This is a genomic window from Nostoc sp. DedQUE09 (genome assembly GCF_034530915.1).
Classification (GTDB): domain Bacteria; phylum Cyanobacteriota; class Cyanobacteriia; order Cyanobacteriales; family Nostocaceae; genus Nostoc.
This window is the reverse complement of record NZ_JAVRCE010000122.1, coordinates 1-9,936: the sequence shown is the minus strand read 5'-3', so window position 1 is coordinate 9,936 and position 9,936 is coordinate 1. Positions and strand designations below refer to the sequence as shown.

Here is a 9,936-nt window from a genome sequence, read left to right as displayed (position 1 = left end):
TTTAGATCCTCTTTTGCGTAGCTGGTTATTGGAGGATATTGGTCGGGGCGATCGCTTTCCCAGAGCTTAAATTATTTATAGACCAATTCCTTTGCGCCTCAATTTGACAGATGGTATCCAACGCCAAATCGTTTTGTACCCACATCTGCCCGGTTATATGTCAATGCGAATCAGAAAAGTTGTCATACATAATATGTAGGTAGTAACCTCTTTGCTGTAACCACACAGAAAAAATTCAGTCCCAACCTAATGCTTCACTGATTTGCGCTGCTAGTTTCAAGGGACGGAAAGGCTTGGCAAAGATAGCAGCTACATCTAAGCCAGCAAAGCTCTCTTGAGCGGACTCCTGGACTTTGGCAGTTAGTAAAATTACTGGAATTAACCTAGTGATGGGGTTAGCTTTCAGTTGTTGCAGAGTGGCACGCCCATCCAAATCAGGCATCATCATATCTAGTAAAATTACATCAAGTTTAGAGTTGGCAGCTAGATTCAACGCTTCTCGACCAGAACAAGCAGTCAATACGTTCCAACCGGCACCCATTTCTAATCCCAATTTTGCGATCGCCTGCACATCTTCTTCATCATCAACAATCAAGATATTTCTGCTCATATTGTCACTCTCAGATGATATGTGATGCTGATTAGCTTGATTAGTCTTCAGCTATTCTAGAATGCAATCGGGCAGAAGTAGGGGAGATTTGGGTAATTAAAAGCTGCTATTGAGAGTCTACTAAAGGTAGCAGTACATAAAAAGTGCTACCTTTGCCTAAAATACTCTGAACCCAGATTTTACCATCATGTTGCTGTATGATATCTCGGCAAATAGCCAGTCCTAAACCTGTTCCTCCTTTATTGCGGGAGTCAGATGCGTCTACCTGCTGAAAACGCTCGAAGATGATTTGCAATTTATCTTCAGGAATTCCTCGCCCTTCATCTTGGATTGTAATTAAAAGGAAGTTGGATGATGGCTGATTTTCTTCAGACTCAACGCCTCTGGATTCTGAAAGAGTTGCGCTTATCCACACAGTATCTCCTGGTTCAGAAAACTTAATCGCGTTGCTCAGTAAATTGGTGAGGGTTTGCAAGAGACGATCGGGATCTGCCCAAAGTTCTACTGCTACGGGATTTATAATCAGTCGAACTTGTAATTTATCTGCCATTGCTTGCATTGCTTCCGTTGCCGTAATTAGCAAGTCTGCGACGTTGCACTTCGCCTTGCGCGTGAAGATTTTGCCCGATTTCATCCGCTCTAAATCGAGAATATCGTTCACTAAACGAATCAGGCGTTCAGTATTAGTGGTGGCAATGCTGAGGACTTTTTGCCCCTGTTCATTCAGAGTTCCCAGTTGTCCTGAATTCAATAAATCTAATGCTCCCATTGTGGAAGTTAAAGGTGTACGCAACTCATGACTGACTAAAGAGATAAATTCGTTTTCTAGGCGTTTGCGTTCGGTGATGTCATTGGCAATTAATAAAGCACATGGCACTCCACCTAAGTCAATTAATTCGAGAGATATCAGTATGGTTTTGAGTTCTCCAGACTTAGTAGAAAATTCAAATTCTAGATTGTATAGTGAGCCAGTTTCTGGCAGAAGTTGAATTGTTTGAGCGATCGCGGCTGTGTTTTTACCCAAATTAAGTTCAGCAGCAGTATCACCAATCACTTCCTCTAGACAATAACCGCTCATCTTCAAGAAACTGGGATTGACATCAATAAAACGAGCTTCCGAAACTGTAGCGATCGCGATTGGGTTGGGACTAGAGCGAAAAACTTTAGCAAACTTCTCTTCTGCTTTGGCGCGTTCAGAAATTTCCTGCTGCAACCGCTCATTTTGGGCTTGGAGTTGTCGTTGCAGTTTCCAAATGGTCAAGTGATTTTCAATTCGTGCTAAAACTTCTTCTAGTTGAAAAGGCTTAGTAATATAGTCTACCCCACCAACTGTAAAAGCTTTTACTTTATCTAGCACATCACCCAAGGCGCTGATAAAAATTACTGGAATTTCGCGGGTGCGATCGTTTGCCTTCAGGTGTTGGCAGACTTCATAGCCATTCATCTCAGGCATATTCACATCCAACAAAATTAGGTCGGGGGGAACTGCATTTGCTCCCCGTAAACCCGTAGAACCTTTAGTTACACTTCTAACTTTATATCCCTGTTCTGTCAACATGGCAGATAGGAGATTCAGGTTTTCTGGCGTGTCATCAATCACCAGTATGTCTGCTTTCGGGAAGTTGAGTGACTCTTTAGGCATGGAAATATCGACTTTAGCCACAATAGGCTACTAATTGTTTCTAGAGATTTTAACCTTAGTTCAATATCTTAATAATCAGTTACAAAAAAAATAGCAATTACCCATTTATCTACCCTAGTTCTCCCCGATTAATTTCTAATGTTAAAAACATCAAATCAAATTTGTAAATTACTTACTAAATTACACAACAAGGAGTAACTTGAATGCAAAATGCAACCATGCGGAAACCAACTATTCTTGCATCAGGAGAAGGAAATCAATTTTCAGTTATTGGTGCACAGTTCACAACAAAAGTAACCGGAGAAGAGACTAATCAAGCGTGGACAATTTATGAAATTACAGATACAGAGGAAAATGGCCCACCACTTCATACTCACCCTTGGGAAGAGGCGTTTTATATTCTAGAAGGTGAACTAGACATCCAAATTGGTACAGAAACAATTTTGGCATCACCAGGCTTTTTCGTTAACATTCCTCACAATACAGCACACGGCTTTAAAATTCGTTCTGCTACTGCAAAATTTTTGGTTTTAATTTCACCCAAGGGCGCGAAAAAGTTTTATGAAGAAATGGGTCAAGTAGCAGATAGTGCATCCCTAAACATGGAAAAAGTACAGCCTGTTTTGAGCAAATATGGATTGCAGTTTATTGCATGAAATTTTGCTTTGGGTGGATTTGGGCGCACATATGTGTGCCCCCATTAGGATAGGCAATATATAAACACGCAGAGTTCGCGTTGTAAATCGCTTTTGTTGACAAATCAATCTATTTCCACAGAAATGCTATGCACTCAATAACCAACAAGCAACTCTATTCCAGAGCAAAAACTGTCCGCTTTTTCGCTACTACTGCCCTGAGTTTGGGTTTCACCACTAGCCTTGTTTTTTACCCAAGCGCGAGTCAGGCGGGTAACGATAATGGAGTGCCTGCTGAACTCCAGGGCGAGTGGCGGTACGGTCGAATCTCGTCCATCCAATACCAAGATAGTTACACAGGGCAGTCCGCAGCCCCAAACGGCTCTAGCGATCAATTCCAACTTGCATCTAACGGAAACTACAAGCGAAATAGGCTGATTCAAATCAACACCTACAACTGTGCATCTAACCTTTTCATAGAGGAAAAAGGCAAAGTTAAGATTGAGGCTCAACGCCTGACTTTTCAACCTAGCGACAGCACATCTAAAGGGCAAATCTGTAATAGCGGACGCACCTACTCCAGCCGCAATACAGCAAAGCCTGAAACTTACGAGTGGTCGATCGAGACGAATGATTATGGGCAGCAAGTTTTAGTACTTGAGACTGCCGATGGTAAGGGTCGCGCTCATTATGGACGACCTCAATAAGCTAATGAGCATTCAATTTGCATAGAACCCAATACGCTGAGGTTAAGAATTTTTTCTCTCTCCTGCCTCCCCTAGTTCTACCCGATTGTTTTCTAATCTACAAGATATCGAACTGAGGTTATTTTATGATTCACCATATTTCAATTGCTGTTAGAAACCCTAGCCATGTTGCTCAAGTTTTGGCGGAAATCTTAAAAGCGCAAGCTGTTCCCTTTCCTCCTAACCCAGGAAGTTTTATGGTTATACCTTTTGATGAATATGGTACAGCCATTGAACTTTATCCTTTAGGTTCTCAAATAGAACCTGGCGAAGGTGATGAACAATGTGTATTTGTGCATACTGCTATTACTGCTAGGTATACAGATATTCATGCAGCAATCTCTGTACCCATTAGTCAGCAAGAAATTGAAAAAATTGGTGTGCGTGAAGGTTGGCGTGTAGTGCGCTGTAACCGCGATTCTTTCTTTGATGTGATTGAGTTTTGGGTGGAAAACAGGTTAATGGTTGAATTACTAACACCAGAAATGGCATCTCAATATTTGAAATTTGCTACCCAGCAAGAAAATCTGAAATATTTTTTGGCAGAACCAGCTTTAGCTACAACTTGATAAACATTTATTGCAATCCTATTTTATTTGTAAGAATTGCAAACAGCAACTCCTCAACTTCTCAAATAAGTTGGGGATTTTGTCAACTATAAGTCACTAAAAAACAAGCTGAGGCTTTGGGAAAGTTTTTTCATGTTGATGCAAGTTTGTTTATTTTAGAATCAGCGATCGCTTTTATTTGCACCTACCATGTGATAAACTTCTTTGCGTCTATGACTGAGACAAAAACTTTATTTCTTCATCGCCGGATATTGTTTTAATACCTGCTGTAAATATTGCCCAGTATAAGACCTGGGATTTTTTGCAACTTCCTCCGGTGTACCCACAGCAATCAATTCTCCCCCTTTGTCGCCACCTTCTGGCCCCAAATCTATCACCCAGTCAGAACAACGAATTACATCTAAATTGTGTTCAATTACTAATATTGAATTCCCCTTATCTACCAATCGTTGCAACACATCTAACAATTTGTGGACATCGTAAAAAGATAACCCTGTTGTCGGTTCATCGATTAAATAAAGCGTCTTACCTGTGGCGCGTCGAGATAGTTCGGTTGCTAATTTTACCCGTTGCGCTTCACCACCTGATAAGGTAGTCGCAGGTTGTCCTAGTTGGACATAACCCAACCCGACATCAAATAAAGTTTGCAAACGCGCGATCGCTTTGGGTATATTCTGGAAAAAGTCTAAACTTTCCTCAACTGTCATTCTCAGAACATCAGAAATAGACTTATCTTTATACTTCACTTGCAAAGTCTCGCGGTTGTATCTTGCACCCTTACAAATTTCGCATTGTACGTAAACATCAGGGAGAAAGTTCATTTCAATAACATTCACACCCTGTCCGCTACAAGCTTCGCAACGTCCACCTTTAACGTTGAAGGAAAATTGTCCGGGTTTGTAACCCCTAGCTTTGGCTTCTACTGTTTGGGAAAATACATCCCGAATGGCATCGAAAATTCCTGTGTAAGTTGCAGGGTTAGAACGTGGTGTGCGTCCAATTGGGGATTGATCGATAACGATCGCTTTATCAATCGCATTCAATCCCTGAATTTTATCCAAATGTCTGGGTAAGGGAACTTTCTTTGTTAAATGGTGTTGCAGAGATGGGTACAGTAATTCGTTAATCAGCGTAGATTTGCCAGAACCAGACACACCAGTGATGGAGACGAGTTTACCTAGTGGAATGTCTACATCTATATTCTGTAAATTGTTGCGATGGGCATTTTTAATTCCCAAACTACGCCCATTTCCTTCTCGGCGTTCTGCTGGTGTGGTAATTACTCGTCTTCCTGATAAATATGCACCCGTCAAGGAATCTTCTGCTGCTAATAACGCCTGAAAATCACCTTGGGCGATAATATTTCCGCCGTGAATTCCTGCACCAGGCCCAATATCAACTATATGGTTAGCTGCACGAATTGTTTCTTCATCGTGTTCAACGACAATTAATGTATTACCTAAATCGCGCAATTTCGTTAAAGTTTTAAGCAACCTGCCATTATCTCGTTGATGCAAACCAATACTCGGTTCATCTAAAACGTAGAGAACTCCTGTTAATCCAGAACCAATTTGCGTTGCTAGACGAATTCGTTGGGCTTCGCCACCAGAAAGCGTCATGGCGGGACGATCAAGGGTGAGATAATCTAAACCTACATCCAACAAAAATTGCAATCTGGCTTTGATTTCTCTCAGGACTAAATCAGCAATTTGTAACTGGCGATCGCTCAACTTAAATTGCTCAATTCTCTCCCGACAATCTCGAATTGATACTGTAGTCAATTCTAAAATTCCATATTGTCCCAACTTCACTGCCAAGGCTTCCGGTTTTAACCGTTTACCTTTACAAACTTCACACGGTTGATCGATTAAATACTGCTCTAATTTTTGTTTAATTAATTCCGAACCACCTTCATACTGGCGTTGCAAAATTGGAATAGCACCTTTAAAACTCTGCTTTCTCTGTGCTTCTGCGGCTCGTTCATCTTTCTCGCCAAACAATATAATTTGCTGCTGTTCTTCTGTCAGCTTGCTCCAATTTGTTTGTAACTCAAACCCATAAATCTGGCCTACACTATAGAGTAATTCCAAGTAATAAGAATTATCTTTTTCTGACCAAGGCGCGATCGCAGCGTAAACTGGCGCTTCCCAGTCAGGTACGATCAAGTCTGGCGCAAATCTCCTTAAAGTCCCAATTCCATGACAGTGCGGACAAGCACCATAAGGCGAGTTAAACGAAAACAATCGCGGCGATAATTCCTCCATTACCGCGCCATGTTCTGGACAAGCAAAGTTTTCTGAAAATACTAATTCTTCTTCTTTTTCTTGTCCGTCGTCACCAAGCAGACTCACTAAAATGGCTGCAATACCACCCGATTGCTTGAGACACGTAGACAAAGAATCAACCAAACGCTCCTGAATATCAGCTTTTTTCACCAAGCGGTCAATTACCACTTCGATCGTGTGGGTAAAATTTTTATCCAATTCAATGGAATCTGACAGATCGCGGATCTCGCCATTGATCCGCACGCGGACAAAACCTTGAGAAGCAAGACTTGACAAAAGCTTACGGTGTGTGCCCTTTTTTCCCCTGACAACAGGTGCAAGAATTTGGAAGCGGGTGCGATCTGGTAATTCCATGATGCGATCGCACATCTCATCGATTGTCTGGGGGGCAATACAGCGATCGCATATCGGACAATGGGGTTCGCCAGCTCGACCAAACAACAGCCGCAAATAGTCATAAATCTCCGTCACCGTACCGACTGTGGAACGGGGGTTATGAGACGTTGACTTTTGATCAATAGAAATTGCTGGACTTAAGCCTTCAATGGCTTCTACATCCGGCTTATCTAACTGTCCGAGAAATTGCCGTGCGTAGGCGCTGAGGGATTCCACATAGCGACGTTGCCCTTCAGCGAAAATGGTATCAAAGGCTAAGGAAGACTTACCAGAACCAGAAACGCCAGTGAATACGATTAGGCGATCGCGTGGCAATTCCAAGTCAATATTTTTCAGATTATGCTGCCTAGCACCCCGAATCCGAATGGTATTCTGGCTGTTGTGGCTGGGGTACGGAAGATGTCCATTCAAGGATGCTGCTAGCTGTTGGTCTGACATATTGGGCGGCAAAGAAGGAGTTTCTGATGAAACAGTCCTTAATAATACTATCTTTAATCGGTTTATTGTAGAACAATCGTACTGTTTTAGTTAGTTATCGTTCCAGATTCATGGCGCAGATATCCTTAAGAGTCTGCTAATTTGGAAGCATCCCGACTAAATATCCTTCTGAGGGCGAAGCTATGGTATCGCAAATCCAACCGTCGGCCCAGCCAGAGGTCATCTACCCAGATAGTGACGGACAACCAGTGGCTAATAATACCATACAATTTGGCTGGATTGTAGAAATCAAGCAGAATTTAGATTGGCTATTTGCCGACGATCCAAATGTATTTGTCGCCGGAGATTTATTTTGGTATCCCGTAGAGGCAGGGCTGTTTCATTCCCTAAAAGTCCTTAATTTACAAGCGTATCAGTCAAAAAAATCAGGTTGTTAACAATCCAATTCAGACAAAAACCAGGCGATCGCACTTAAATTTATCGGTTGAAGCCGTAATTTTTCGATTACCAACTTACTCAAATTTTTGGCTGATACTGTTGACAAAATCGCGATCTGAACGAATGAAACAGCCCTGCCCGTAGAGGGACGTAACAAAATTGTTAACGCCCCAAATGTGATGGTGGTATTGGGTAGACCAAAAGCCGTAGGCGTAGCCCGTCGTAGACATCGCTTGTGCTACCAACAATGGAAAGAGGAGGGAATTGCACCGCAAGTGGTGTTTGAAATTCTTTCTCCCAGGAACACCCAAACTGAAATGGACAAGAAATTACTTTTCTATGACCGCTATGGCGTGGAAGAGTATTACATTTACGATCCCGATCGCAATAATTTGCGTGGATGGTTGCGTGGCGAAGACGGTTTAGATGTCATCCCCCAAATGGAAGATTGGGTGAGTCCCCGTTTAAAAGTTCGGTTTGCTTTATCAACAGAGGGTTTGCAGTTATATCGCCCTGATGGAGAACGGTTTTTAACTTATACAGAAATTTCTCACAACGCCGAACAAGAACGACAACGGGCGGAACTTGCAGAACAAGCTAGAAGAGATGCCATACCCCGATTATTGCAAATGGATTTGAGCATCGAACAGATTGCCCAAGCTTTGGGATTGTCAGTGGAAGAAGTGCGAACCTTTGCTCAGGAGTAACGCCGTGTGCAATTTTTTAATCGGGTCATTAGAAATTGAATTTGTACTTGAGATATTCTGATTATGCTAGCCAATGCAGCCACTCATAATGTCACCTGGGAAAAGTTACCTGATGATTTTGTTTTAGACAACGAACCAGTGGATAACATTAATCAGCCACTCTTGGCTGCTGCTTTAACAGAAAGCTTGGAACTTGCTGGCAGATTACCCACCGATGCTTTAACCATCACTAATTACGGTATCTGCGCCACTTTGAATAATCGATTTGTCGTCAAAGCACCAGATTGGGGTTATGTACCATCTATTCGAGTCTCACGAGAAGAAGTGAAGCGCAGTTATACGCCACGACTCCAAGGTGATATTCCGGTAATTGTGATGGAATTTCTCTTAGATACCGAAGGTGGAGAGTATTCAAGTAAACCGACCTTTCCCCCTGGTAAATGGTTTTATTATGAGCAGATTTTACAAGTGCCAAACTATGCCATTTTTGAACCAGACGGGGGAGTTTTAGAAGTTTATCGGCGAGATGATTTAGGACGTTATAAACTGCAAACACCCGATGCAAATAATCGTCACTGGATTGCCGAAATGAGCTTGTTTTTAGGCGTATGGCAAGGAAGCCGAGAAAACCGCACAGGTTATTGGTTGCGTTGGTGGGATGATAACAGCGAACTATTACTGTGGGGTTTGGAGTTAGCAGCAAAAGAACGGCAAGAGAAAAATGTCGCTCAACAGCTTGCAGAACAAGAAAGTCAGCGTGCAGAGAGATTAGCAGCCCAGTTAAAAGCGCTAGGAGTGGAACCAGAGGTTTAACTCGGAAGTTCGACCTTTTTACTCGGCCATTGGTGTTTGGAACTCGGAAGTTCGACCTTTTTACTCGGTCATTGGTGTTCGGAACTCGGAAGTTTGACCTTTTTACTCGGTCATTAGTGTTCGTAACTCGGAAGTTCGACCTTTTTGCTCGGTCATTGGTGTTCAAAACTCGGAACTTTGACCTTTTTGCTCGATCATTTGTGTTTGGAACTTGAAACACCGAGTTCAGAAGTGCGATCGCATTTCTAATTTACCAAGCGATGTCTACGGCGGGCTACGCCTACGCCTTTAGCTCTACATTTAAGATTAAAATCACTGCAAAAATTAGGTTCTCAACTGCGATCGCATTTCTTTTTTAGTGAGCGATCGCTCTTTTTGAATATTAAAGGGCGATCGCTCCCTCATCCCCCGGTTGGTGAGCGAAGTCGAACCACATCCCCCTTATTCCCCTACCGCCCCGAACACACCTTAGCCGCACCAGGATGGCTAGCCAAATAACCCTTAAGCCAACTGCAACCCTGTGCTAATAAATCATCAAGATTCAGATTCCACAATTTGATGGTGTTGTCAACACTGGCGGAAGCTAAAGTTTTGCCATCCGAGCTGAAGACGACGCTGTTGACCGAATTGCTATGCCCAGTCAGGGTGGAAATCTCT

10 protein-coding genes are annotated in these 9,936 nt (G+C 42.5%); 6 read left to right on the top strand and 4 right to left on the bottom strand.

Translation table 11 applies throughout. The features are described 5' to 3' along the window. Positions 1–235: 235 nt before the first annotated feature. Both RMY27_RS35115 and RMY27_RS35110 read right to left on the bottom strand, forming a co-directional pair. Positions 236–610 carry a response regulator gene (locus tag RMY27_RS35115; RefSeq protein WP_322669408.1) on the bottom strand — a complete coding sequence of 125 codons (375 nt, stop codon included), beginning with the start codon at positions 608–610 and terminating at the stop codon, positions 236–238. A gap of 106 nt (positions 611–716) precedes the next feature. Then, complete coding sequence (locus tag RMY27_RS35110) at positions 717–2,273, bottom strand: ATP-binding protein (RefSeq protein ID WP_322669407.1); 1,557 nt, start codon at positions 2,271–2,273, stop codon at positions 717–719. A gap of 182 nt (positions 2,274–2,455) precedes the next feature. On the opposite strand from RMY27_RS35110, the gene RMY27_RS35105 reads away from it, so the two are divergent. The 3 genes from RMY27_RS35105 to RMY27_RS35095 all read left to right on the top strand — a co-directional run bounded on the left by RMY27_RS35105 (position 2,456) and on the right by RMY27_RS35095 (position 4,202). Further along, a complete protein-coding gene (locus tag RMY27_RS35105; RefSeq protein WP_322669406.1) occupies positions 2,456–2,908 on the top strand; it encodes a cupin domain-containing protein in 453 nt (150 codons plus the stop codon). Positions 2,909–3,036: 128 nt separating this feature from the next. Further along, positions 3,037–3,594, top strand: coding sequence for a hypothetical protein (locus RMY27_RS35100; RefSeq protein WP_322669405.1), 558 nt, complete (start codon positions 3,037–3,039; stop codon positions 3,592–3,594). A 125-nt stretch (positions 3,595–3,719) separates the two neighbouring features. Then, positions 3,720–4,202 carry a hypothetical protein gene (locus RMY27_RS35095; protein WP_322669404.1) on the top strand — a complete coding sequence of 161 codons (483 nt, stop codon included), beginning with the start codon at positions 3,720–3,722 and terminating at the stop codon, positions 4,200–4,202. A gap of 230 nt (positions 4,203–4,432) precedes the next feature. Here the strand turns inward: RMY27_RS35095 and uvrA are convergent, their stop codons facing one another. Continuing rightward, positions 4,433–7,321: an excinuclease ABC subunit UvrA gene (uvrA, locus tag RMY27_RS35090; protein WP_322669403.1), complete on the bottom strand. Its 2,889-nt coding sequence runs from the start codon at positions 7,319–7,321 to the stop codon at positions 4,433–4,435. A gap of 182 nt (positions 7,322–7,503) precedes the next feature. On the opposite strand from uvrA, the gene RMY27_RS35085 reads away from it, so the two are divergent. The 3 genes from RMY27_RS35085 (at position 7,504) to RMY27_RS35075 (ending at position 9,279) form a co-directional block, all read left to right on the top strand. Next, positions 7,504–7,758: a hypothetical protein gene (locus RMY27_RS35085; protein ID WP_416212397.1), complete on the top strand. Its 255-nt coding sequence runs from the start codon at positions 7,504–7,506 to the stop codon at positions 7,756–7,758. 180 nt (positions 7,759–7,938) lie between these two features. Beyond that, entirely contained in the window at positions 7,939–8,466 is a 528-nt protein-coding gene (locus RMY27_RS35080; protein WP_322669402.1) for a Uma2 family endonuclease, read from the top strand. Between the two features lie 63 nt (positions 8,467–8,529). Beyond that, positions 8,530–9,279, top strand: a complete 750-nt coding sequence (locus RMY27_RS35075; RefSeq protein WP_322669401.1) for a Uma2 family endonuclease — start codon at positions 8,530–8,532, stop codon at positions 9,277–9,279. 449 nt (positions 9,280–9,728) lie between these two features. Here the strand turns inward: RMY27_RS35075 and RMY27_RS35070 are convergent. After that, on the bottom strand, positions 9,729–9,936 hold a 208-nt coding region (locus RMY27_RS35070; protein WP_322669400.1), incomplete at its 5' end, for a WD40 repeat domain-containing protein.

Coding starts and splice junctions, on each gene's coding strand:
- RMY27_RS35115 (WP_322669408.1), bottom strand. CDS start 610: ATGAGCAGAAATATCTTGATTGTTGATGATGAAGAAGATGTGCAGGCG.
- RMY27_RS35105 (WP_322669406.1), top strand. CDS start 2,456: ATGCAAAATGCAACCATGCGGAAACCAACTATTCTTGCATCAGGAGAA.
- RMY27_RS35100 (WP_322669405.1), top strand. CDS start 3,037: ATGCACTCAATAACCAACAAGCAACTCTATTCCAGAGCAAAAACTGTC.
- RMY27_RS35095 (WP_322669404.1), top strand. CDS start 3,720: ATGATTCACCATATTTCAATTGCTGTTAGAAACCCTAGCCATGTTGCT.
- uvrA (WP_322669403.1), bottom strand. CDS start 7,321: ATGTCAGACCAACAGCTAGCAGCATCCTTGAATGGACATCTTCCGTAC.
- RMY27_RS35085 (WP_416212397.1), top strand. CDS start 7,504: ATGGTATCGCAAATCCAACCGTCGGCCCAGCCAGAGGTCATCTACCCA.
- RMY27_RS35080 (WP_322669402.1), top strand. CDS start 7,939: ATGGTGGTATTGGGTAGACCAAAAGCCGTAGGCGTAGCCCGTCGTAGA.
- RMY27_RS35075 (WP_322669401.1), top strand. CDS start 8,530: ATGCTAGCCAATGCAGCCACTCATAATGTCACCTGGGAAAAGTTACCT.